Annotated in this window: 22 protein-coding genes; 13 read left to right on the forward strand and 9 right to left on the reverse strand. The window is 63.5% G+C overall.

Translation table 11 applies throughout. From position 1 onward, the window contains the following. Nucleotides 1-82: 82 nt before the first annotated feature. The 3 genes from ubiD to ACQ4OD_RS24110 all read left to right on the forward strand — a co-directional run bounded on the left by ubiD (nucleotide 83) and on the right by ACQ4OD_RS24110 (nucleotide 3,504). On the forward strand, nucleotides 83-1,549 hold the full coding sequence (gene ubiD / locus ACQ4OD_RS24100) for a 4-hydroxy-3-polyprenylbenzoate decarboxylase (protein WP_046857534.1): 1,467 nt from the start codon (nucleotides 83-85) through the stop codon (nucleotides 1,547-1,549). Then, complete coding sequence (locus tag ACQ4OD_RS24105; RefSeq protein WP_367857417.1) at nucleotides 1,549-2,517, forward strand: CDP-6-deoxy-delta-3,4-glucoseen reductase; 969 nt, start codon at nucleotides 1,549-1,551, stop codon at nucleotides 2,515-2,517. Before ubiD ends, ACQ4OD_RS24105 begins: the two co-directional genes overlap by 1 nt. Before the next feature lie 336 nt (nucleotides 2,518-2,853). Next, complete coding sequence (locus ACQ4OD_RS24110; RefSeq protein ID WP_139667822.1) at nucleotides 2,854-3,504, forward strand: gamma-glutamylcyclotransferase; 651 nt, start codon at nucleotides 2,854-2,856, stop codon at nucleotides 3,502-3,504. 16 nt (nucleotides 3,505-3,520) lie between these two features. Here the strand turns inward: ACQ4OD_RS24110 and tcyN are convergent, their stop codons facing one another. Genes tcyN through tcyJ form a run of 3 tightly spaced genes read right to left on the reverse strand, consistent with a single transcriptional unit; the run spans nucleotide 3,521 to nucleotide 5,755 of the window. Beyond that, nucleotides 3,521-4,282, reverse strand: a complete 762-nt coding sequence (tcyN, locus tag ACQ4OD_RS24115) for an L-cystine ABC transporter ATP-binding protein TcyN (RefSeq protein ID WP_110700142.1) — start codon at nucleotides 4,280-4,282, stop codon at nucleotides 3,521-3,523. 1 nt (nucleotide 4,283) lies between these two features. Continuing rightward, entirely contained in the window at nucleotides 4,284-4,952 is a 669-nt protein-coding gene (gene tcyL, locus ACQ4OD_RS24120; RefSeq protein ID WP_430945061.1) for a cystine ABC transporter permease, read from the reverse strand. Further along, entirely contained in the window at nucleotides 4,949-5,755 is an 807-nt protein-coding gene (tcyJ, locus tag ACQ4OD_RS24125; protein WP_430945062.1) for a cystine ABC transporter substrate-binding protein, read from the reverse strand. The genes tcyL and tcyJ overlap by 4 nt, the downstream gene beginning before the upstream one ends. 246 nt (nucleotides 5,756-6,001) lie before the next feature. On the opposite strand from tcyJ, the gene epsC reads away from it, so the two are divergent. Both epsC and betT read left to right on the forward strand, forming a co-directional pair. Beyond that, complete coding sequence (gene epsC / locus ACQ4OD_RS24130) at nucleotides 6,002-6,940, forward strand: serine O-acetyltransferase EpsC (protein ID WP_046857529.1); 939 nt, start codon at nucleotides 6,002-6,004, stop codon at nucleotides 6,938-6,940. 255 nt (nucleotides 6,941-7,195) lie between these two features. Then, on the forward strand, nucleotides 7,196-9,157 hold the full coding sequence (gene betT, locus ACQ4OD_RS24135) for a choline transporter BetT (protein WP_173862440.1): 1,962 nt from the start codon (nucleotides 7,196-7,198) through the stop codon (nucleotides 9,155-9,157). Between the two features lie 88 nt (nucleotides 9,158-9,245). Here the strand turns inward: betT and tauD are convergent, their stop codons facing one another. From tauD to tauA, 4 genes are read right to left on the reverse strand one after another with little or no spacing between them, the layout of a single operon-like run. Beyond that, nucleotides 9,246-10,079, reverse strand: a complete 834-nt coding sequence (gene tauD / locus ACQ4OD_RS24140) for a taurine dioxygenase (protein ID WP_102683471.1) — start codon at nucleotides 10,077-10,079, stop codon at nucleotides 9,246-9,248. 48 nt (nucleotides 10,080-10,127) lie between these two features. Further along, entirely contained in the window at nucleotides 10,128-10,967 is an 840-nt protein-coding gene (gene tauC / locus ACQ4OD_RS24145; protein ID WP_430945063.1) for a taurine ABC transporter permease TauC, read from the reverse strand. Further along, a complete protein-coding gene (gene tauB / locus ACQ4OD_RS24150) occupies nucleotides 10,964-11,743 on the reverse strand; it encodes a taurine ABC transporter ATP-binding subunit (RefSeq protein ID WP_139667831.1) in 780 nt (259 codons plus the stop codon). Before tauB ends, tauC begins: the two co-directional genes overlap by 4 nt. 13 nt (nucleotides 11,744-11,756) lie before the next feature. After that, on the reverse strand, nucleotides 11,757-12,728 hold the full coding sequence (gene tauA / locus ACQ4OD_RS24155; protein WP_430945064.1) for a taurine ABC transporter substrate-binding protein: 972 nt from the start codon (nucleotides 12,726-12,728) through the stop codon (nucleotides 11,757-11,759). A 500-nt stretch (nucleotides 12,729-13,228) separates the two neighbouring features. Between tauA and ACQ4OD_RS24160 the strand changes: the two genes are divergently transcribed. From ACQ4OD_RS24160 to ACQ4OD_RS24195, 8 genes are all read left to right on the forward strand, one after another. After that, nucleotides 13,229-14,578, forward strand: coding sequence for an OprD family porin (locus ACQ4OD_RS24160; RefSeq protein ID WP_430945065.1), 1,350 nt, complete (start codon nucleotides 13,229-13,231; stop codon nucleotides 14,576-14,578). Nucleotides 14,579-14,742: 164 nt separating this feature from the next. Further along, complete coding sequence (locus tag ACQ4OD_RS24165; RefSeq protein ID WP_046857522.1) at nucleotides 14,743-15,381, forward strand: peroxiredoxin; 639 nt, start codon at nucleotides 14,743-14,745, stop codon at nucleotides 15,379-15,381. A gap of 219 nt (nucleotides 15,382-15,600) precedes the next feature. Next, the gene (ssuE, locus tag ACQ4OD_RS24170; protein ID WP_139667838.1) at nucleotides 15,601-16,194 is read left to right on the forward strand and encodes an NADPH-dependent FMN reductase; all 594 of its coding nucleotides are present in this window, start codon (nucleotides 15,601-15,603) and stop codon (nucleotides 16,192-16,194) included. Between the two features lie 95 nt (nucleotides 16,195-16,289). Continuing rightward, nucleotides 16,290-17,255, forward strand: coding sequence for a sulfonate ABC transporter substrate-binding protein (locus ACQ4OD_RS24175; protein ID WP_258701207.1), 966 nt, complete (start codon nucleotides 16,290-16,292; stop codon nucleotides 17,253-17,255). Between the two features lie 59 nt (nucleotides 17,256-17,314). Next, nucleotides 17,315-18,463, forward strand: a complete 1,149-nt coding sequence (gene ssuD, locus ACQ4OD_RS24180; RefSeq protein WP_038707156.1) for an FMNH2-dependent alkanesulfonate monooxygenase — start codon at nucleotides 17,315-17,317, stop codon at nucleotides 18,461-18,463. Between the two features lie 11 nt (nucleotides 18,464-18,474). After that, on the forward strand, nucleotides 18,475-19,272 hold the full coding sequence (gene ssuC / locus ACQ4OD_RS24185) for an aliphatic sulfonate ABC transporter permease SsuC (protein WP_046857519.1): 798 nt from the start codon (nucleotides 18,475-18,477) through the stop codon (nucleotides 19,270-19,272). Continuing rightward, nucleotides 19,272-20,084 carry an aliphatic sulfonates ABC transporter ATP-binding protein gene (gene ssuB / locus ACQ4OD_RS24190; RefSeq protein WP_430945066.1) on the forward strand — a complete coding sequence of 271 codons (813 nt, stop codon included), beginning with the start codon at nucleotides 19,272-19,274 and terminating at the stop codon, nucleotides 20,082-20,084. The genes ssuC and ssuB overlap by 1 nt, the downstream gene beginning before the upstream one ends. Before the next feature lie 30 nt (nucleotides 20,085-20,114). After that, nucleotides 20,115-20,330, forward strand: coding sequence for a TOBE domain-containing protein (locus ACQ4OD_RS24195; RefSeq protein ID WP_008095172.1), 216 nt, complete (start codon nucleotides 20,115-20,117; stop codon nucleotides 20,328-20,330). Between the two features lie 123 nt (nucleotides 20,331-20,453). Here the strand turns inward: ACQ4OD_RS24195 and ACQ4OD_RS24200 are convergent, their stop codons facing one another. After that, nucleotides 20,454-21,080, reverse strand: a complete 627-nt coding sequence (locus tag ACQ4OD_RS24200) for a TetR/AcrR family transcriptional regulator (RefSeq protein ID WP_198753727.1) — start codon at nucleotides 21,078-21,080, stop codon at nucleotides 20,454-20,456. Beyond that, nucleotides 21,080-22,657: a glutamate--cysteine ligase gene (gshA, locus tag ACQ4OD_RS24205; protein ID WP_430945067.1), complete on the reverse strand. Its 1,578-nt coding sequence runs from the start codon at nucleotides 22,655-22,657 to the stop codon at nucleotides 21,080-21,082. Before gshA ends, ACQ4OD_RS24200 begins: the two co-directional genes overlap by 1 nt. Nucleotides 22,658-22,784 lie beyond the last annotated feature (127 nt).

Consider the following 22,784-nt stretch of genomic DNA (forward strand, 5'->3'; position numbering starts at 1 on the left):
CCCCAAGTCATTCTTGGCCTTTACCCCGCCAACGGCGCTACACTCTGCACCCCGACCGATACGCCCAACACGAGGCCCTTGCATGCAGTATCGCGATCTACGCGACTTCATTCGTGGCCTGGAACAGCGCGGTGAACTCAAGCGCATCCAGGTTCCCATCTCCCCAGTTCTGGAAATGACCGAAGTCTGCGACCGCACGCTGCGCGCCAAGGGTCCGGCCTTGCTCTTCGAAAAACCCACCGGCTTCGACATGCCGGTGCTGGGCAACCTGTTCGGGACCCCCGAGCGCGTGGCCATGGGCATGGGCGCCGAGTCGACCGAAGAACTGCGCGAGATCGGCAAGCTGCTGGCGTTTCTCAAGGAGCCCGAGCCGCCGAAGGGCCTGAAGGACGCCTGGTCGAAGCTGCCGATCTTCAAGAAGGTCGTGTCCATGGCGCCGAAGGTGGTCAAGGACGCGGTGTGCCAGGAAATCGTGGTCGAAGGCGATGATGTCGACCTCGGCCAGCTGCCGATCCAGCACTGCTGGCCTGGCGATGTTGCGCCGCTGATCACCTGGGGCCTGACCGTGACCCGCGGGCCGAACAAGGACCGCCAGAATCTGGGTATCTATCGCCAGCAGGTGATTGGCCGCAACAAGGTGATCATGCGCTGGCTGAGCCACCGCGGCGGGGCGCTGGACTACCGCGAATGGTGCGAGAAGCATCCTGGCCAGCCGTTCCCGGTAGCCGTGGCGTTGGGCGCGGACCCGGCGACCATCCTCGGTGCCGTGACCCCGGTCCCGGACACGCTTTCCGAGTACGCCTTCGCTGGCCTGTTGCGTGGCAACCGCACCGAACTGGTCAAGTGCCGTGGTAACGACCTGCAGGTACCGGCCACCGCCGAGATCATCCTCGAGGGCGTGATCCACCCCGGCGAGATGGCCCCGGAAGGCCCGTACGGCGACCATACCGGCTACTACAACGAGGTGGACAGCTTCCCGGTGTTCACCGTCGAGCGCATCACCCACCGGCAAAAGCCGATCTACCACAGCACCTACACCGGCAGGCCGCCGGATGAGCCGGCGATCCTTGGCGTGGCGCTGAACGAAGTGTTCGTGCCGATCCTGCAGAAGCAGTTCCCCGAGATCACCGACTTCTACCTGCCGCCGGAAGGCTGCTCGTACCGCATGGCGGTGGTGACCATGAAGAAGCAGTACCCTGGCCATGCCAAGCGCGTGATGCTGGGTGTGTGGTCGTTCCTGCGACAGTTCATGTACACCAAGTTCGTTATCGTCACCGACGACGATATCAACGCTCGCGACTGGAACGATGTGATCTGGGCCATCACCACGCGCATGGACCCCAAGCGTGATACGGTGATGATCGACAACACCCCGATCGACTACCTCGACTTCGCGTCGCCGGTATCGGGGCTGGGGTCGAAGATGGGCCTGGACGCCACGCACAAATGGCCGGGCGAGACTACACGCGAATGGGGCCGGGTCATCGTCAAGGACGAGGCCGTCACCCGCCGTATCGATGAGCTGTGGGACCAGTTGGGAATAGATTGATGCAGGTAACCTTGCAGCCTTCCGGGGCGGTACTGGCGGTCGAACCGGGTGAAAGGATTCTGGATGCGGCACGGCGCCTGGGCTATGACTGCCCGAATAGCTGCCGCAACGGCAACTGCCATGTGTGTGCCGCGCTGCTGGTGGAAGGCAGTGTTCGCCAGGAAGGCCAAGTGCGCGATCACGGTGAGCTGTTCACCTGCATCGCCGAGCCGCTGGAGGACTGTGTGTTGCTGTGGGATGGTGTGCTGGCCCTGGGCGAGCTGCCGCTGCGCAAGCTGGCCTGTACCGTGAGCGAGTGCGTCGAGATCGGTGGCGATGTCTGGCGCGTGCGCCTGCGCGCGCCGGCCGGCAAGCCGCCCCGCTACCACGCCGGGCAATACCTGATGATCGAGCGCGAGGGCATGGACAAGGCAGCTTTTTCGCTCGCTTCGGCGCCCCACGGTGGGCGAGAGCTGGAGTTGCATGTGCTGGCCCGCGAAAGCAGTGCCGTGCAGTTGATCGAGCAGTTGCAGCGCAATGGCCTGGCCCGCATCGAACTGCCATTTGGGGATGCTCACCTGGCGGAGTTACCCGACGGCCCGCTGGTACTGATCGCCGCCGGGACCGGCATGGGGCAGATGCACAGCCTGATCGAGCACTGCCGGGCGCAGGGCTTCAAGCACCCGGTGCACTTGTACTGGGGGGTGCGCCGGCCTGAAGACTTCTACCAGATCGAGCACTGGGCCGAGTGGGAGCGCCTGCCGAACCTGTTCCTGCACAAGGTGGTCAGCGATCTGTGCGGTTGGGAAGGGCGGTGTGGCCTGCTCCACGAAGCGGTATGCGAGGACATTGGCGACCTCAACCAGGTGCATGTCTATGCCAGTGGCTCGCCGAACATGGTCTACGCCACCCTCGATGCATTGGTCGAGGCAGGCATGGATGCCCACCGCATGCGGGCTGACGTGTTCGCCTACGCGCCACGCGGGTGAAGTAACCCGGCACGCTGCAAGGGCGTGTCGGGTTTAATAACCAAGTGTTTTCCTGTTGATTATATGGCGGAGATTGTTACCGGTGCGGGTAATAAGTTTCGCTATACTCGGACTATTAGTTTCCGTTCAGCGGATGCTTTAATGAAATCCTGTTTTCGGGGTTGAGTGCAAAGTGCGTTCTGCCTTACGTTAGGTACCAGGTAAATCGCCGGGCAAACCCGTTCCCACGCGATCCTGGTAGGCCTTTGTGGAAGCGGGCTTGCCCCGCGATAGCATCCGAACAGGCACGGCAATACCTGCACTTTGGTAGTTCTCAGGAATTAATGGCGGCAGCTCATGTCGACGCTTGAAAGTTCATCCTGGCAAATAGCCTATCCGCCGTCACTCGACTTCGGGCAGCAGTTGACCCGTGAACAACTGCAGCGTTCGATGCAGGAAACCATGTCCCAGCACGAAGGCGGCCCGGTCTGGCTTTTTGCCTACGGTTCGCTGATCTGGCGCCCCGAATGCAACTCGGTCGAGCGCCAGCGGGCGCGGGTGCATGGTTACCACCGCGGCCTCTACCTGTGGTCCCACGAACACCGTGGCACTCCGGAGTGCCCGGGCCTGGTGTTCGGCCTGGACCGTGGCGGCTCCTGCAGCGGTTTTGCCTTCCGTCTGGACGAAACCAACCTCCATGACTCGCTGATGGCACTGTGGCAACGTGAGATGCCGTTCCCGGCCTACCGTCCGCATTGGCTGAGTTGCCGCCTGAACGATGGCAGCAAGGTGCAGGCGCTGGGCTTCGTGCTGGAGCGGCACCTGCCGTGCTATGCGGGCAACCTGCCGGACACCCTGCTCAGCCAGATCCTCGCCAGCGCCAAGGGGCGCTATGGCACCACGCGCGATTACGTGGAGCAGACCCTCAACGCCCTGCGCAGCCACCAGATGCCCGATCGCAACCTGGAAGCGCGCTTCAGGCGTTGTCACAACCTGCGCGAGGTGTGAGCCCCGCGCATCGGGCTCATTCCTGGCCGGCGGCGGTGCCGAGGAACTTGCGCAGGAACTGGCGTGTGCGCTCTTCCTTCGGGTTGGCGAACAGCGCCTTGGCCTCGCCCTGCTCGACGATCACGCCCTTGTCGAAGAAGATCACCCGGTTGGCGACATCGCGGGCGAAGCTCATCTCGTGGGTGACGATGATCATGGTGCGCTTTTCCTCGGCCAGGCCGCGGATGGTTTCCAGCACTTCGCCGACCAGTTCGGGGTCGAGCGCCGAAGTGGGCTCGTCGAACAGGATCACCTCCGGCTCCATGGCCAGGGCCCGGGCGATGGCCACCCGTTGCTGCTGGCCGCCGGACAGGCGCTTGGGGTAGGCGTCCTCCTTGCCTGCCAGGCCGACCTTGGCCAGCAGGCGCCTGGCCAGCTCGATGGCCTTGTCGCGGGGCGTCTTCTTGACGATCACCGGCCCTTCGATGACGTTTTCCAGGGCGGTGCGGTGAGGGAACAGGTTGAAGTTCTGGAACACGAAACCGGCCTGTTGGCGCAGGCGGCGGATCGCACTCTGCTGGCCACCCAACGGACGGTTGGCATCGATGCTGATATCGCCGATCTGGATGCGCCCGGCATCGGGGGTTTCCAGCAGGTTCAGGCAGCGCAGGAAGGTGGTCTTGCCCGAGCCGCTGGGGCCGATGATGGCCACCACTTCGCCGGGCTGCACGCTCAGGTCGATGCCGTTGAGCACGGTCTGGCCCTTGAACTGCTTGGTCAGGCCTTCTACTACGATCATCTCAGTGCTCCTGGTCGTGCTGGTTGACCCGCGCTTCCATGCGGTTCTGGAAGTGCGCCAGGATGCTGCAGAGGATCCAGTAGACCACCGCGACAGCCAGGTACATGGTGAAGACCTCGAAGGTCCGTGCGGTGATCAGCTGCGCCTGGCGGAACAGCTCGGGCACCTGGATGGTCGCCGCCAGGGCGGTGTCCTTGACCAGCGAGATGAAGCTGTTGCCCAGCGGTGGCAGGGCAGTGCGCAGGGCCTGCGGCAGGATCGCCCGGCGCATGGCCTGGGTGCGGGTCATGCCGATGCTGGCGGCTGCTTCCCACTGGCCACGGTCGATCGAGGAGATTGCCGCACGGAGGATCTCGCAGATATACGCCGCCATGTTCAGCGACAGGCCGATCAGCGAGGCCGGGATCGGATCGAGCTCGATGCCGATCTGCGGCAGGCCGAAGTAGATCACGAACAGCTGCACCAGCAGCGGCGTGCCGCGGAAGAACGACACATAGATGCGCGCCAGCCAGTCCAGCGGCAGGACCTTCGACAGCCGCATCAGCGCCAGGGCGAAGCCCAGCACCAGGCCAAAGAACATGCCGCCGACGCTGAGCAGCACGGTATAACCCGCGCCCTTCAACAGGAAGGGCGCGGAATCGACAACGAGTTGCAGGCTTTCAGCGATCATTTGGTGACATCGGCACCGAAGTATTTCTCGGACAGCTTGGCCAGCGAGCCGTCGGCCTTGAGCTTGTCGATGGCCTTGTTCAGCGCATCGAGCAGTTCAGGTTCGCCTTTGCGCAAGGCCACGCCCGATTCCAGCTTGGAGAATTTCTCGCCAGCGAGTGCGGTCGGTTTCTTGTCCGTGGCGGTTTTCTGGACGTACTCGAGTGCAGCCAGGCGATCGATCAGGATGGCGTCGATACGACCGTTGCGCAGGTCGGCGAACTTGGTCGGGTCATCTTCGTAGGTGCGCACATCGGCTGTCGGCACATCCTGTTTCACCCATTGCTCATAGTTGGTGCCCAGGCCGACACCGACCTTCTTGCCACCGAGATCGGCGGCAGTCTTGATGTTTTTCTCGTTGTCGCTGCCCTTGAGTACCAGGGCCTGAATGCCGGAAACGGTGTAGGGCTCGGAGAAATCGTACTTCTTCTTGCGTTCCTCGGAGATGGTCACCTGGTTGATCACCACGTCGAGGCGCTTGGATTCCAGTGCGGCGAGGATGCCGTCCCACTTGGTCGGCTGGACCTTGGCCTTGACCCCCAGCTCCTTGGCCAGCAACTCGGACAGCTCGACCTCGAAGCCGGTCAGCTCGCCGTTTTCGTCCTGGAAGCTGAACGGTGGGTAGGTGCCTTCCAGGCCGACGTTGATCACGCCTTTTTCCTGGATGGTCTTCAACTGTTCGCCGGCAAAGGCCTGGCCGAGCAGGCCAGCGCCGAGCAGGAGCGCCAGGCTGGCGTTGAGAAGGGGTTTGGCGAATTTGGTCATGGCATGCCCCGCGCTTGTTGTGGAAGTAGTGAGGTGGCGACTATAGAGGTGGGCTTCATAGGCCGGGAAATAATAAAAAATCAGGTTGTTATTCCAAAGCTGCAAATTGCAACGGCTTATACCCGACTTAGCTCAGGATGGAATAAAGCGTTGTTTTTTCCAAGAGGCAGATTTGACGTATCGTGTTTTGCACCTCCTTGTAGGAGCGTATGTAAATCGAGAAAGCCGCCTGGCAGGAGAAACACCGTGAGCGAACAACCATCAACCGGGCACTGGCAACTGCAGGGTATCGTCAGTGGCCTGCGCAACGCCCGCGAGCAGTGGCGCAGCAGCAATGGCCGCAGCAGCGGCGAGCAGGGCGGGCGCGAACTGCCGTCGCGCGAGGCGCTGCGGCAGATCCTCGAGCAGCTGTGCGGCGCGCTGTTCCCCATGCGCCTCGGGCCGGTGGACCTGCGCGAGGAAAGCGAGGACTTTTATGTAGGCCACACCCTCGACGCCGCCCTCACCGCGCTGCTGGCCCAGGCCCGTCTGGAACTGCGCTACGCGGCGCGCCATGGCAAGACCGATGTGGTCGATGTCGATACCCACGCCCTGCGCCTGATCCAGGATTTCGCCGCGGCCCTGCCGGCGCTGCGCGTGCTGCTGGACACCGACGTACTCGCCGCCTTCCACGGTGACCCGGCGGCGCGCAGCGTCGACGAGGTGCTGCTGTGCTACCCCGGCATCCTGGCGATCATCCACCACCGGCTGGCCCACCACCTCTATCGAGCCGGCCTGCCGCTGCTGGCGCGGATCAGTTCGGAGCTGGCGCACTCGGCCACCGGCATCGACATCCACCCCGGTGCGCAAATCGGCCCGAGCTTCTTCATCGACCACGGCACCGGCGTGGTGATCGGCGAGACCGCGATCATCGGTGAGCGGGTGCGCATCTACCAGGCGGTGACCCTGGGCGCCAAGCGCTTCCCCAGCGACGAGTCCGGCACCTTGCACAAGGGCCTGGCGCGGCACCCGATCGTCGAGGACGACGTGGTGATCTACGCCGGCGCGACCATCCTCGGGCGGATCACCATCGGCAAGGGTTCGACCATTGGCGGCAATGTCTGGCTGACCCGCAGCGTGCCGGCTGACAGCAACATTACCCAGGCGAACCTGCAACTGGATTGCGAGGGCAAGAAAGCCCTCTAGCTCAAGGCTTATGAGGCGTGGCGGCGGGACTTCCCGCCTCCACCTCGATCACGCCCTGGAGCGGCATCGGGTCGCATTGAAATCCGATCCATGTTTAACTTGAACGCTTGTTCAACGAAAACGCTGGTCCATTGCCGGTGTTCAAAAGGAGGAATCGCCTTTGCTGAACCCGTTCAATCCGAACCTCACGTCCCGTGACGAGGTGCCCGTTCAATGAGTGCACCGACCCCCGACCTTGCCAACGGCAAGATCCGCATGAACCCCCCCGTGTTCTATTTCGCGGCAAGCTTCATCCTCATCTTCGGCCTGATCGTCATCGCCCAGCCACAGGCTGCCGGCGAGTGGTTGCTGGCAGCGCAGAACTGGGCGGCCAACACGGTCGGCTGGTACTACATGCTGGCCATGACCCTGTACCTGGTGTTCGTGGTGGTCACCGCGTTGTCCGGCTACGGCAAGATCAAGCTCGGCGCCGACCATGACGAACCCGAGTTCAGCTACCTCTCCTGGGCCGGCATGCTGTTCGCCGCCGGTATCAGCATCACGCTGTTCTTCTTCTGCGTCTCCGAACCGCTGACCCACATGCTCCAGCCGCCACAAGGTGAGGCGGGCACGGCCGAGGCCGGGCGCCAGGCGATGCAGATCCTGTTCCTGCACTGGGGCCTGCACGGCTGGGGTGTGTTCGCCTTCGTCGGCATGGCGCTCGCCTACTTCGCCTACCGTCACAACCTGCCACTGGCCCTGCGCTCGGCGCTATACCCGCTGATCGGCAAGCGCATCAACGGGCCGATCGGCTACGCGGTGGATGGCTTCGGCATCATCGCCACGGTGTTCGGCCTGGGCGCCGACATGGGCTTCGGCGTACTGCACCTGAACGCAGGCCTGGACTACCTGTTCGGCATCAGCCACAGCCAATGGGTGCAGGTGATCCTCATCACCCTGATGATGGGCGCGGCCGTGGCCGTGGCGGTCGCCGGGGTGGAGAAGGGCGTGCGGGTGATGAGCGACATCAACCTGTTCCTGGCCTGCGCGCTGCTGCTGTTCGTGCTGTTCGCAGGGCCCACCCAGCACCTGTTCAATACGTTGATCCAGAACCTCGGTGACTACCTTGGCGCCCTGCCGCGCAAGAGCTTCGACGTGTACGCCTACGGCGAACAACGCGACTGGCTGGGTGGCTGGACGGTGTTCTACTGGGCCTGGTGGATTGCCTGGGCGCCGTTCGTGGGGTTGTTCATCGCCCGTATCTCGCGGGGCCGGACCATTCGCGAGTTCGTCTTCGGCGTGCTGCTGATTCCCCTGGGCTTCACCCTGGCGTGGATGTCGATCTTCGGCAACAGCGCCCTGGACCAGGTGATCAACCACGGCATGACCGCGCTCGGCCAGTCAGCCCTCGACAACCCGTCGATGAGCCTGTACCTGCTGCTGGAAACCTACCCGTGGAGCAAGACGGTGATCGCCGTGACGGTGTTCATCAGTTTCGTGTTCTTCGTCACCTCGGCCGACTCTGGCACCGTGGTGTTGTCGACGCTGTCGGCCAAGGGCGGCGGCGCCGACGAGGACGGTCCGAACTGGCTGCGGATCTTCTGGGGCGCGATGACTGCGCTGATTACCAGCAGCCTGCTGTTCGCCGGCAGCATCGACTCGCTGAAGTCGGCGGTGGTGCTGACCTCGTTGCCGTTCTCGCTGATCCTGCTGTGCATGATGTGGGGGCTGCACAAGGCCTTCTACCTGGAAAGCCAGCGGCAGATCGCGCAGATGCATTCGCTGGCGCCGTTCGCCCAATCCCGGCGCGGGCGTGGTGGCTGGCGCCAACGCCTGAGCCAGGCGGTGCACTTCCCGTCTCGGGACGAGGTGTATCGCTTCATGGACGACGTGGTGCGCCCGGCCATCGCCGAGGTGCGCGAGGTGTTCGAGCAGAAGGGCCTGGTGTTGATCACCCAGGACGACCCGAGCCATGACAACGTCAGCCTGAAGATCGGCCATGGCGAGGAGCAGCCGTTCATCTACCAGGTGCAGATGCGCGGCTACTTCACGCCATCGTTCGCCTTGGGCGGGCTGGGCACCCAGGACTTGAAGAACCGCCGCTACTACCGTGCGGAGGTGCATCTGTCCGAGGGCAGCCAGAACTACGACCTGGTGGGCTACAGCAAGGAACAGATCATCAACGACATCCTCGACCAGTACGAGCGGCACATGCAGTACCTGCACCTGGTCAGGTAGAACGCTGGGGACGCTCCCACAGGGTTGTGGCAAAACCTGTGGGAGCTGGCTTGCCAGCGAAAGGAGGCCAACGGCCTCCCCGGATCTTTCAGAACGGTGCATCCCCCAGGATGGTCGCCCGATGCATCACCCGCCGGCTGGGGCGGTAGTCATCCACCGCAAAGTGCTGCGTCACGCGGTTGTCCCAGAACGCCACGTCATTTTCCTGCCAACGCCAGCGAATGCTGAACTCTGGCCGCGTCGCATGGGCGAACAGCAGCTTGAGCAGCGCCTCGCTCTCCAGTTCGTTCAGTTCGTTGATCCGCGTGGTGAACCCCTCATTGACGAACAACGCCTTGCGTCCGCTGACCGGATGGGTGCGCACCACCGGATGCGACAGCGGCGGGTTGTTGCGCCGGGTCGCCTCCCAGCGTGCCAGGTCCTCGGGCGTGGTGCCGAAGCGTTCCAGCGGGAACGACTTGGTGAAGTCATGGGTGGCGGTCAGGCCGTCGAGCATCTCGCGCAGTGGCGCCGACAGCGCCTCGAACGCAGCTATGCCGCTGGCCCACAGGGTATCGCCACCATAGGACGGCAGCTGCTTGGCACTGAGCACCGCGCCCAGCGCCGGGGTCGGCAGGAAAGTCACGTCGGTGTGCCATACGGCGTTGTCGCGCACATCGGTAACTGCGGTGTCGAGGATCAACACCTGCGGTGTCTCCGGCACATTGGGATAGATCGGGTGGATATGCAGGTCGCCGAAGCGGGCGGCGAAGCGCGCCTGCTGCTCGGGGGTGATCGGTTGGTCGCGGAAGAACAGCACCTGGTGTTCGAGCAGCGCCTGCTCGATGGCGTCACGCTGTTCGGCAGTGATGTCGCGGCTGATGTCCACGCCGCTGATCTGCGCGCCCAGTGCCGGGCTCAAGGGGGTAACGGTCAGGCTCATGTGGTTTCTCGTTGCAGGTGCCGGGTTGCCGGCGTGGTCATTCGGTGGTCAATGGCTCTGGCCGTGCCAGGGCACCAGCTTGCGCTGCAGGGCGCGCAGGCCCATCTCCAGGGCGAAGGCGATCAGGGCGATCAGCAGGATCCCCAGGACCACCACATCGGTGACCAGGAACTGCGCTGCCGACTGCACCATGAAGCCCAGGCCACTGGTGGCGGCGATCAGCTCGGCGGCCACCAGCGTCGACCAGCCCACGCCGAGGCCGATGCGGATGCCGGTGAGGATGTCGGGCAGTGCACTGGGCAGGATCACATGGCGGATCAGCTGGATTTTGCTGGCGCCCAGCGACTGCGCCGCGCGCAGCTTGGCGGGGTCGACGGTGCGCACGCCGGTGGCGGTAGCGATGGCAATCGGGGCGAAGATCGCCAGGTAGATCAAAAGCACTTTCGACAGCTCGCCTATGCCGCACCAGATGACGATCAGCGGCAGGTAGGCCAGTGGTGGAATCGGTCGGTAGAACTCGATCAGCGGATCAAGGATGCCGCGGGCCACGCGGTTGTAGCCGATGGCGATGCCTACCGGGATGGCGGTCAGGGTGGCGGCCAGCAGCGCCAGGCCGATGCGCCCCAGGCTCGCGCCCAGGTGCTGCCACAGGCTGGCGTCCATGTAGCCCTGGGTGAGCAGCGTCCAACCCTTGGCCAGGATATCGGCGGGCGAGGGCAGGAACAGCGGCTCGATCCAGCCGGCGGTGGTAACCAGCCACCACACCAACAGCAGCGAGGCCAGGGTGAGGGCGCTGATCCAGCGGGTCGGCAAGGGCTTGCGGGTTTTCACGACAGGTGGCGTCCGGGGGGCCTGCTTGGCGGCGGCCGGCAATTCGATGCTGCTCATGCGGACTCCTGACGTTGCGAGAACACCCGCGCCAGCACGTGCTCGCGGGTTTCGATGAAGCGTGGATCGGATTTGATCGCCCGGGCCGACTCGCCAGCGGCGTAGCGCTGGCCGAAGTCCAGTTGCAGGCGTTCGACCACACGCCCCGGATTGGGCGCAAGGAGCACCAGCTCGGTGGCGAGGAACACCGCTTCCTCAATGTCGTGGGTGATCAGGAACACTGGCTTGGCGGTGCGCTGCCAGACCTGCAGCAGCAGCTCCTGCATCTGTTCGCGGGTAAAGGCATCGAGGGCGCCGAACGGTTCGTCCATCAACAGCACCCGTGGGTCGGCGGCCAGCGCCCGGGCCAGGCCGACACGTTGTTTCTGCCCGCCGGACAATTGCCACACACGCCGCTCGCCGAAGCCGGCCAGGTCTACCAGCGCCAGCATCTCTCGCGCCTTGGCTTCACGCTGCGCACGCGGCACGCCAGCCAGTTCCAGGCCGAAGGCGACGTTGCCGAGCACGTTCTGCCAGGGTAGCAGCGCATCGTCCTGGAACACCACGCCGCGCTCGGCGCCCGGGCCTTGCACCGGTGCGCCATCGAGGGTGATGCGCCCGCCGCTGGGAGCGACGAAGCCGGCGATCAGATTGAGCAGCGAGGTCTTGCCGCTGCCGGAAGGCCCGAGGGCCACCAGCAGCTGGCGCGGACCCAGGCTCAGGTTGATATCGGCCAGCACCGGGGTGGTGGCGCCGGGGTACTGTGCGCTGATGCGCTCCAGCTCGAGCAAGGCCATGACGGGCTCCGGATCAGTTGGGCAGGTACTGGGCGCTGACGTAGGGCGCGTAGTCCGGCAGCACGGCATCGACCTTGCCCTGCTGCTTGAGGAAGGTGGCGGTGTCGGTCAGCGCCTGGGTGGTCGGTGCGCCAAGGGCATTGGCCTGGTCGGCGGCCAGTGGGTAGACGTTGCCCTGCAGCAGTACCGGAATATCGGCGGGCTTGGCACCGGACAACTTGACCAGTTTGGCGACGTTGTCCTTGTCGGCCAGCCAGGCTTGCGGGTCCTTGCGGTAGTCGGCGTAGGCGTCGAGGGTGACCTTGGCGAACGACTTGACGATCTCCGGGTGCTTGGCGGCGAAGTCCTTGCGCACGATCCAGGCATCGAAGGTCGGCGCGCCTTTCTCGGCCAGCTCGCCGGAGGTGATCAGCACCTTGCCGTTCTCCTTGGCCACGCCCAGGGCCGGGTCCCAGACGTAGGTGGCGTCGATGTCGCCGCGTTTCCAGGCGGCGATGATCGCCGGTGGCGCGAGGTTGAGGATCTGCACTTTCGACGGGTCGATGTTCCAGCTCTTCAGTGCGGCCAACAGGCTGTAGTGGCCGGTGGAAACGAACGGCACGGCGACTTTCTTGCCGACCAGATCCTGGGGGGTCTTGATGCTGTCGCGGGCAACCAGGGCTTCACCGGCGCCGATCTGGGTGGCGATCAGGAAGGTTTCCACAGGCAATTTGCGGGTGGCGGCGGCGGCCAGCGGGCTGGAGCCGAGGTAGCCGATCTGCACGTCGCCCGAGGCGACGGCGGTGATCACATCGGCGCCGTTGTCGAACTTGCGCCAGTCGATGCTGGCCTTGCTGTCCTTTTCATAGGTGCCATCGACCTGGGCCACCTTGGCCGGGTCGACGGTGGTCTGGTAGGCGACGGTCAGGTCGGCGGCCTGGGCCAGCCAACTGGCACTGGCGAGGGTCAGGGCGGCGAACAGGCGCAGCGGAGCATGCGGGATCATGGTTGAACCTCTCGTCAGGCATTCGGGATAGATGGCGAGAAGACTAGATGATCTAAGAAACATGAAATAAATAACTTTTTAGAATTAGCTTAAAAGCCAATCGCTCTGACCTCCGTCCGTGTGGGGCGGCGGTGCCAGTGGCGGAATCCCCCAAGCTAGCTACGCTTGATCGGTTCCGACGGGAGGCCGTTGGTCGCCACCCTTGCAAACGTTTGCACATAACCTAAAGGTATGATTGACGGCGTCGATACAACGATTCGTAGGAATGGTTCCGATGTTATTCCGTAAAAATCTTACAGATTCATAAAACGGTCATTTTGGATTTATAGGATTGTCATTATCCTGTAGCGCAGGTCGGCGGGTTAGACCAAAGTCGCGAATCGATCGTTAGTGATTGACTAGGCGGTCACGCTTTGGTGCTAAATCGCCAATCCGGGTGAGTGGGGCAGCAGACTCCGCCGCTTGAGACGCACAAAAATTAGAACGTAGAGGAGCAAAACATGTACAAGTCCAGCCTGGCTCTGGCCGTGGCACTGGGGGTTCTCGCCCAACAAGCAGGCGCTGCAGGTTTCGTCGAGGACAGCAAGCTGTCCCTGAGCTCGCGCACCATGTACTTCGACAACAATAACCGTGAGGCCCATCCAAGCGCCTCTACCAACTTCAAACGCCCGGATCAGCGTGAAACCGGCCAAGGTTTCAAGCTCGACTACATTTCTGGTTTTACCGAAGGTACCGTTGGTTTTGGTGTCGATGCCCAAGCCGTATGGGGTATCCACCTGGATGGTGGCAAGGGCTACCACAAGAGCGGCTTCCTTCCGGATGATAGCAATGGCTCCTCGGTAAGCCAGTGGGCCCGCATCGGTGGTAACGCCAAGGCTCGCTTCTCCAAGACCGAAGCGCATTTCGGTAGCGCACTGGCTCCAATGTTGCCGATCCTGGTCAGCAACGACGGTCGTCTGCTGCCGCAAACCTTCGAAGGCGGCACCATCACCTCGAAGGAAATCGACAACCTGACCATCAACGCCGGTCAGCTGACCCACGCGATGGGCCGTGCTTCGAGCAACCGCACCGGCCTGTCGGTTTCCGGTGCCTTTGCCGACAGCAACAAGTTCCGCTACGGCGGTCTGGACTACAAACTCACTCCGGACCTGACCCTGCAGTACTACTACTCGAATCTCGAAGACTTCTACAAGCAGCACTTCCTGGGTGCCACGCACGTCTTTAAGATCGCTGACAATCAATCGTTCAAAACCGACCTGCGCTACTTCGACAGCAGCAGCGACGGCAAAAACGGCGACGTCGGCACCTACGCCTTCGACAACAACGGCGGTTACGCCAAGAACGCCGGCAAGGTCGACAACAAGACTTGGTCGGCCATGTTCACCTACACCCTGGGTGGTCACGCGTTCCTGCTGGGTCACCAGCAGATCGGCGATGACGGCGGCTTCGTCTGGCTGAACCAAGGCGCTGTGCGCGACGGCAACAACCGTCCTGAAGGCGCTGGCGGCTCCAGCTTCTACCTGTTTACCGACAGCATGATCAACCAGTTTGCCCGTGCTGGCGAGAACACCACCTTTGGTCAGTACTCCTACGACTTCGCTGCCCTGGGTGTACCGGGCCTGAAGGCATCGGTGTCCTACCTGCGTGGTGATGACATCCGCAACAAGTCGGGTAACGGCACCTACAATGAATGGGAACGTGATGCTCGCGTCGACTACACCATTCAGCAGGGTACCCTCAAAGGTCTGGGCTTCAGCCTCCGTCAGGGCGTCTATCGTGGCGCTGGTGAAAGCAGCGCCGACCAAGACCAGACTCGCTTCATCGTCAACTACACTTACGCCTTCATGTAAGTCGTAGCTGCACAAAGAAAGCCTCGCCTAGTGCGAGGCTTTTTTGTGCCTGCGATTCCGTATGCAATATGGTTATAAATAAATCGATATTTATTCTTTTTATTTTGATTCGGAAGCAGGCACATTGAACCCACAAGGCCAGACACAGCACAGGAGCCGCTTCCATGAGCCTCAAACTCGGCGATATCGCCCCCGATTTCGAACAGGATTCCAGCGCCGGCAAGATCCGTTTCCACGAATGGCTGGGCGACAGCTGGGGCGTGCTGTTCTCCCACCCGGCCGATTTCACCCCGGTGTGCACCACCGAACTGGGCCTGACCGCCAAGCTCAAGGATGATTTCGCCAAGCGCGGGGTCAAGGCCATCGCCCTGTCGGTGGACCCGGTGGACTCGCACCACAAGTGGATCGACGATATCAACGAGACCCAGAACACCGTGGTCAACTTCCCGATCATCGCCGATGCCGACCGCAAGGTTTCCGACCTGTACGACCTGATCCACCCCAATGCCAGCGACACCCTGACCGTGCGCTCGCTGTTCGTCATCGACCCGAACAAGAAGGTGCGCCTGACCATTACCTATCCGGCCAGTACCGGGCGCAACTTCAACGAGATCCTGCGGGTGATCGACTCGCTGCAGCTGACCGACAACTACAAGGTCGCCACGCCGGGCAACTGGCAGGACGGCGATGAGGTAGTGATCGTGCCTTCGCTCAAGGACGAAGATGAAATCAAACGTCGTTTCCCGAAAGGGTATCGGGCGGTGAAACCCTATCTGCGGCTGACCCCGCAACCCAATCGCTGAAGCATTCCTCGTTGCATTGCTCTTAGCCAAGCAGGGATCTTCGGGCCGTTTCGACGGCCCTTTTTTATTGCGTGGCTACAACAAATCCGAAATTCATAAATGGAATAAACAAATGAAAAAATATGATTTATAGGTATATGTGACGAGCTGTTAATGTCGTTACATCCAGCGGGGACAACCCCTCGCGGCCCTGCAATCGAATCGAAGGAAGCGCTTTCAATGCTGGTTGTCTCTGTCGGTGGTAGCCCCAGTCTTCGTTCACGCTCCGGCGTGCTGCTAGAACGCTCGCGCGACTGGCTGCAAGAGCGTGGCGTCGAAGTGGTGACCTTCCAGGTGCGTGAGTTTCCCGCCGAAGATCTGCTGCATGCCCGTTTCGACAGCCCGCAGGTGCGCCACTTCAACGAACTTGTAGCCCAGGCCGACGGCCTGGTGGTGGCCACCCCGGTGTACAAGGCGTCCTTCGCCGGGGCCTTGAAGACCTTGCTCGACCTGCTGCCCGAGCGGGCCCTGGAACACAAGGTAGTGTTGCCGATCGCAACCGGTGGCAGCATCGCCCATATGCTGGCCGTGGACTACGCGCTCAAGCCCGTGCTGTCGGCCCTCAAGGCGCAGGAGACCCTGCAAGGGATCTTCGCCGACGACAGCCAGATTGCCTACGGTGAGGGCGCCAGGCCCGCGCAGCTGGTCGCTGCCCTGGAGCAGCGCCTGCAGGATTCGCTGGAAACATTCCACAGCGCCATGGCGCGCCGGCCCCAACCAGTCGCCCCCGGCGTGCTCAACGAACGCCTGATCAGTGCCCGCTGGAGTATCTGAACCAGGCTTGACCGCTCCATCGCTGTCCCCACCTTACTCGCCCGTCAACGAGGCAAGCAGGTGCTACCCGAACCCAACTCGCACAGGAGAGCGCCATGCGCACAGTCTTCTTGCGTCGTGGTCTGGTCGCCCTGTTCGCGGCGGCTGTGTCCTTCGGCGCCATCAGCCAAGCCCAGGCCGAGAGCCTGCGTATCGGTTACCAGAAATACGGCACCCTGGTGCTGCTCAAGGCCAAGGGCTCGCTGGAAAAGCGCCTGAAGGAACAGGGCATCGACGTGCAATGGACCGAGTTCCCCGGCGGTCCACAGCTGCTCGAAGGGCTCAACGTCGGCTCCATCGACTTTGGCGTGACCGGCGAAACGCCGCCGGTGTTTGCCCAGGCCGCGGGCGCCGATCTGCTCTACGTCGCCTATGAGCCGCCAGCCCCGCACAGCGAGGCGATCCTGGTGCCGAAGGGCTCGACGATCCAGTCGGTGAAGGAACTCAAGGGCAGGAAAGTCGCCCTCAACAAGGGTTCCAACGTGCATTATCTGCTGGTGCGTGCCCTGGAAGACGCCGGTCTCCAGTACACCGATATCCAGCCTGTCTACCTGCCCCCTGCCGATGCCCGCGCCGCCTTCGAGCGCGGCAGTGTCGATGCCTGGGTGATCTGGGACCCGTACCAGGCCGCCGCCGAGCAACAGCTGCAGGCACGCACCCTGCGTGACGGCAAGGATCTGGTCGACAATCACCAGTTCTACCTCGCCACCCGCAGCTATGCCACCCAGCACCCGGCGGTGATCAACACCCTGGTTGAAGAAGTGCGCGCCGTGGGCGATTGGTCCCAGGCCAATCCGCAGCAGGTCACCGACCAGGTTGCGCCGCTGCTCGGCCTGCCAGCCGACATCACCCTGACTTCGGTCAAGCGCCAAGGCTATGGAGCCGCGCCGCTGACCCCGGAAGTGATCGCCGCACAGCAGAAGATTGCCGACACCTTCCAGGCCCTGAAGCTGATTCCCAAGCCCTTGAGCATCAAGGACGTGATCTGGACACCCCCGGCCAAGGTCGCCAGTGCGCCTTGAACGTTTCGCCTGCGCGGGGCGTCCCCCCGGCATGAGCCACCCTTGAGGAGACAACTCCAATGAGCCTTAACATTTTCTGGTTCCTCCCTACCCATGGTGACGGCAAGTACCTGGGCACCAGCGAAGGCGCCCGCGCCGTCGATCACGGCTACCTGAGCCAGATCGCCCAGGCCGCCGACCGCCTGGGTTTTGGCGGCGTGCTGATCCCCACCGGACGTTCCTGCGAGGACTCCTGGCTGGTGGCCGCGTCGCTGATCCCGGTGACCGAGCGCCTGAAGTTCCTGGTGGCCCTGCGCCCAGGGATCATCTCGCCGACCGTGGCTGCACGCCAGGCCGCCACCCTGGATCGTCTGTCCAACGGCCGTGCATTGTTCAACCTGGTGACCGGTGGCGATCCGGACGAACTGGCCGGTGATGGCCTGCACCTGAACCACCAGGAACGCTATGAGGCGTCGGTGGAATTCACCCGTATCTGGCGCAAGGTGCTCGAAGGCGAAACGGTCGACTACGACGGCAAGCATATCCAGGTGAAAGGCGCCAAGCTGCTCTACCCGCCGATCCAGCAGCCGCGCCCGCCGCTGTACTTCGGTGGCTCGTCTGACGCTGCCCAGGACTTGGCCGCCGAGCAGGTCGAGCTGTACCTGACCTGGGGCGAGCCGCCGGCCGCGGTGGCCGAGAAGATTGCTGCGGTACGTGAGAAAGCGGCCGCCCAGGGCCGTGAGGTGCGCTTCGGCATTCGCTTGCACGTGATTGTACGGGAAACCAACGAGGAGGCCTGGGCTGCCGCCGACAGGCTGATCTCGCACCTGGACGACGACACCATCGCCCGCGCCCAGGCGTCGCTCGCGCGCTTCGACTCGGTCGGCCAGCAGCGCATGGCCGCCCTGCACGGTGGCAAGCGCGACAAGCTCGAAGTGGCCCCTAACCTGTGGGCCGGTGTCGGCCTGGTGCGTGGCGGTGCCGGCACCGCGTTGGTGGGCGATGGCCCGACCGTCGCGGCGCGGGTCAAGGAATACGCCGATCTTGGCATCGATACCTTCATCTTCTCGGGCTATCCACACCTCGAAGAGTCGTACCGCGTCGCCGAGCTGCTGTTCCCGCATCTGGACGTGCAGCGCCCGGAGCAGCCGAAAACCGGTGGCTACGTAAGCCCGTTCGGTGAAATGGTCGCCAACGACATCCTGCCCAAGTCCGTGTCGCAGAGCTGAGGGCCGGTGCCATGAGTCGTGCATCCACCACCACCTGGTCCAAGCGCCTGGCGCCGTGGGCCCTGCCGATCCTGCTGCTGGCGGTATGGCAGTTGGCGGTCAGCGCAGGCTGGCTGTCGACCCGCATCCTGCCGGCGCCGAGCGCGGTGGTCAGCGCCGGCGTCGAGCTGGTGCGCAGTGGCCAGATCTGGACCCACCTGGCCATCAGCGGCTGGCGTGCCGGCCTGGGCTTCGTGATCGGCGGCAGTCTAGGCCTGTTGCTCGGCTTCATCACCGGCCTGTCGAACTGGGGCGAGCGCCTGCTCGACAGTTCGGTGCAGATGATCCGCAACGTGCCGCACCTGGCGCTGATCCCGCTGGTGATCCTGTGGTTCGGCATCGACGAGTCGGCAAAGATTTTCCTGGTGGCCCTGGGGACGCTGTTCCCCATCTACCTGAACACCTATCACGGGATCCGCAATGTCGATCCGGCGCTGGTGGAGATGGCGCGCAGCTACGGGCTGTCGGGCTTCGCGCTGTTCCGTCAGGTGATCCTGCCGGGGGCGCTGCCTTCGATCCTGGTCGGCGTGCGTTTCGCCCTGGGTTTCATGTGGCTGACGTTGATCGTCGCCGAGACCATCTCGGCCAATGCCGGTATCGGCTATCTGGCGATGAACGCCCGCGAATTCCTGCAGACCGACGTGGTGGTGCTGGCCATCGTCCTGTACGCGGTGCTCGGCAAGCTCGCCGACCTGGCCGCCCGCGGCCTGGAGCGTGTGTGGCTGCGTTGGCACCCGGCCTACCAGGTGGCGAAGAAGGAGGGCGCGTGATGACGGTACTCAAGGCACAACCGCCACGCCTGCTGCGTGGCATCCCCCTGGCGGCCAGGGACCTGCGTCGTACGTTCGGCCAGCGCGAAGTGCTGCGCGGGATCGATCTGCACATTCCGGCTGGCCAGTTCGTCGCCATCGTTGGTCGCAGTGGTTGCGGTAAAAGCACCTTGTTGCGCCTGCTGGCCGGGCTCGACCAGCCCAGTGGCGGCCAATTGCTGGCGGGCGCCGCAGCGCTTGCCGAGGCCCGCGAGGATACCCGGCTGATGTTCCAGGACGCGCGCCTGCTGCCCTGGAAGAAGGTGATCGACAACGTTGGCCTGGGGTTGTCCGGCAACTGGCGGCCACGCGCCCTGGAAGCCCTGGAGGCGGTCGGCCTGGTCGATCGCGCCAATGAGTGGCCGGCAGCCTTGTCCGGTGGCCAGATACAGAGGGTGGCCCTGGCCCGGGCGCTCATTCATCAGCCGCGTCTGCTGCTGCTGGATGAGCCCTTGGGCGCGCTGGACGCCCTGACCCGTATCGAGATGCAGCAACTGATCGAGCGCCTGTGGCGCCAGCACGGTTTCACCGTGCTGCTGGTCACCCACGACGTCAGCGAAGCCGTCGCCGTGGCCGACCGGGTGATCCTGATCGAAGACGGCGCCGTCGGCCTGGACCTGGTCATCGACCTGCCGCGACCCCGGGTGCGGGGTTCGCACCGCTTGGCGGCGCTGGAAAGCGAAGTGCTCAACCGTGTTCTCTCCGTCCCGGGCACGCCGCCCGATCCGGAACCTGTCGCCCCGTTGCCCACGCAGTTGCGCTGGGCTCATTGAATCCCCGAAACCGCAAAAAGGAATGACGCCATGACCATCAAAGCCATCAACGTTCGCAACCAGTTCAAAGGCACCGTGAAGGAAATCCTCGAAGGCCCGGTACTGTCGGAAATCGACGTGCAGACCGCCTCTGGCATCGTTACCTCGGTTATTACCACCCGTTCCGTGAAGGAGCTCGAGTTGCAGGTGGGCAGCGAGGTGATCGCCTTCGTGAAATCGACCGAGGTGTCTATCGCCAAGCTCTGAAGTCTTGCACGGTACCTTATAGGGGCGGCTTTAGCCGCGATCACCCGCAGAGCGGGTGCCAGACATCGCGTTGGCTGCATTGCGGCTAAAGCCGCTCCTACAGGATATTTGCAGGGCTCAGGGTCAGCGCTTGGCCAGATAAGGCGGCAGATACAGCCCCAGATACGCCTCGAACACGCGCATCCCTTCCTCCGCCATGCGTGGCGTGATCGCCTCATGCAGCTGCATCGAGCGGGCATACACCCGGTCGCTCAGTTCCATCGCCAGGGCGAACACGTGCACATCCCTCGGCATCGCTGGCAACTGAAAATGCCGGTCGAACAGTTGGTGCATCAATTCGCCCAGTTCCAGATCATGCTGGCGATCAGCCTGGACCACTTCGCTCAAACCATGCTGGGCGAGGATCAGCTGCCGCGCCGCGGCGTCCTCGTTGTAGATGTCGAGCATGCGCTGCTCGATCAGCCGCGACAGGCCATGCCAGGTGCTGAACGCCGCGCTGTCGATCGGTGCGCTCAAGGCTTCGCGAAAAGCCCGATGCACGTCGGCGGTCAGCGCCTCCAGCAAGGCCGGCACGCTGGCGAAGAAGTGATACACCGACGATGGCGGGATCTGCGCCCGTTCGGCCACGCTGTAGATCGACAACCCCGCCACCCCTTGGCCTGCCAGCAGCTCGCGCGCGGCGGCGAGGATCGCTTCGATCCTGGCCTGGCTGCTGGCGCGTGGCTTGCGCGGGGTGGCGGTGCGGTTCATCAGTTGCTGATTGCCAGGATGCTGGCCTGGTAGGCACCGACGAACAGGTCGAAGTCGCCGACTTCTTCCTGTTCCAGCTCGGACTGCTTGGCGATCGATTCACGAGCAAGGGTTTCGAAGGCTTGTTGCTGCGCGCTGCTCAGTGGCTGCTCGCGGAAGCTCTCGGCGTGCAGGCGGCTTTGGCGCAGGGAGAACTGGACGAAGCTCTCGTCATGTTCGGTCATGCGCGCCAGCACCTGGGCCGATGGCGTCAGCTCGGGGTCTTCGACCTTGGCCTGCTGTACCTCCAGGGCCTTGGCGTGGTCATTGCCACCCTGGGCACGGTCGAGCAGCTTGGCCAGCCGGCCGATCCGGCCGATCAGTTCGCTTGCCCATTGCTTCAGTGCGACCGGTTGGCCGTCACGGCGCAGCTCCAGGCCCGGGCGCCGACCTTCCTTGACCACGGTGAGGAAGTTGTCGGTGCACTGGCCGCACTCGCCGTTGTCCAGTTGCGGGCTCTCTTCGAGGGCGCAGAACAGCAGGAAGGCGTCGAGGAAACGGGCTTCGGTCAGGTCGATGCCCACTGGCAGGAACGGGTTGATGTCCAGGCAGCGCACTTCCACGTACTGCACGCCGCGCGAGGTCAGGGCCTGGATCGGCCGCTCGCCGGTGTAGGTGACGCGCTTGGGGCGGATATTTGAGTAGTACTCGTTCTCGATCTGCAGGATGTTGGTGTTCAACTGCACCCACTCGCCATCGACGTGCGTGCCGACCTCGACATAGGGCGGGTAGGGCGTGCCGACGGCCTTGCGCAGGCTATCGGTGTAGCTGGCCAGGTTGTTGTAGCAGGGCGTCAGGCCCGCCTGGGCGTTGCTCTGGTAGCCCAGGTCGCTCATGCGCAGGCTGGTGGCATAGGGCAGGTACAGTGTTTCGGCGTCAAGCTCTTCGAGCTGGTGCGGGCGGCCGCGCAGGAAGCCTTTGTCCAGGGCCGGGGACGCGCCGAACAGGTACATCAGCAGCCAGCTGTAGCGGCGGAAGTTGCGGATCAGCGCTATATAGGCCGAGGACTGGTAGTCGCGGTCGTCCTGCTCGCCGCCTTCGGCATCGCGCAACAGCGGCCACAGCGCCTCGGGCAGCGAGAAGTTGTAATGGATGCCGGCGATGCACTGCATGGTGCGCCCGTAACGCAAGGCCAGGCCCTTGCGGTACACGTGCTTGAGCTTGCCGATGTTCGAGCTGCCGTACTCGGCGATCGGGATGTCTTCTTCGGCCGGCAACGCGCAGGGCATCGACGGGCTCCACAGTAGTTCGTCGCCCAGTTTGCTGTAGACGAAGCGGTGGGTCTGTTCGAGGCTTTCGAGCACCTTGGCCGGGTCCGCCAGGGCTGGGGTGATGAACTCCAGCAGCGACTCGGAATAGTCGGTGGTGATCTGCTCGTTGGTCAGCGCCGAACCCAGTGCTTCGGGGTGTGGGGTCTGGGCCAGGCGACCTTCTTTGGTCACGCGCAGGCATTCGCGCTCAATGCCGTGCAGGCACTGCTTGAGCAGGTCGATATTGTCGCCGAGCAGGCTCAGGCGGCGGTTGAGGAGGTCGCTCAAGATGGATTCCTTCACGCGTCAGTCGCCCCAATATGGGGGTAGAGATGACGGTCTACAAGGGTAGTTGGGAAAGGAACTGGCGTTGTCGCCTGGTTTATGCGGTTCCGGCTAGGCTTAGCGTCGATTT

It is taken from the genome of Pseudomonas sp. WC1, from assembly GCF_050586565.1.
Taxonomy (GTDB): Bacteria; Pseudomonadota; Gammaproteobacteria; order Pseudomonadales; family Pseudomonadaceae; genus Aquipseudomonas.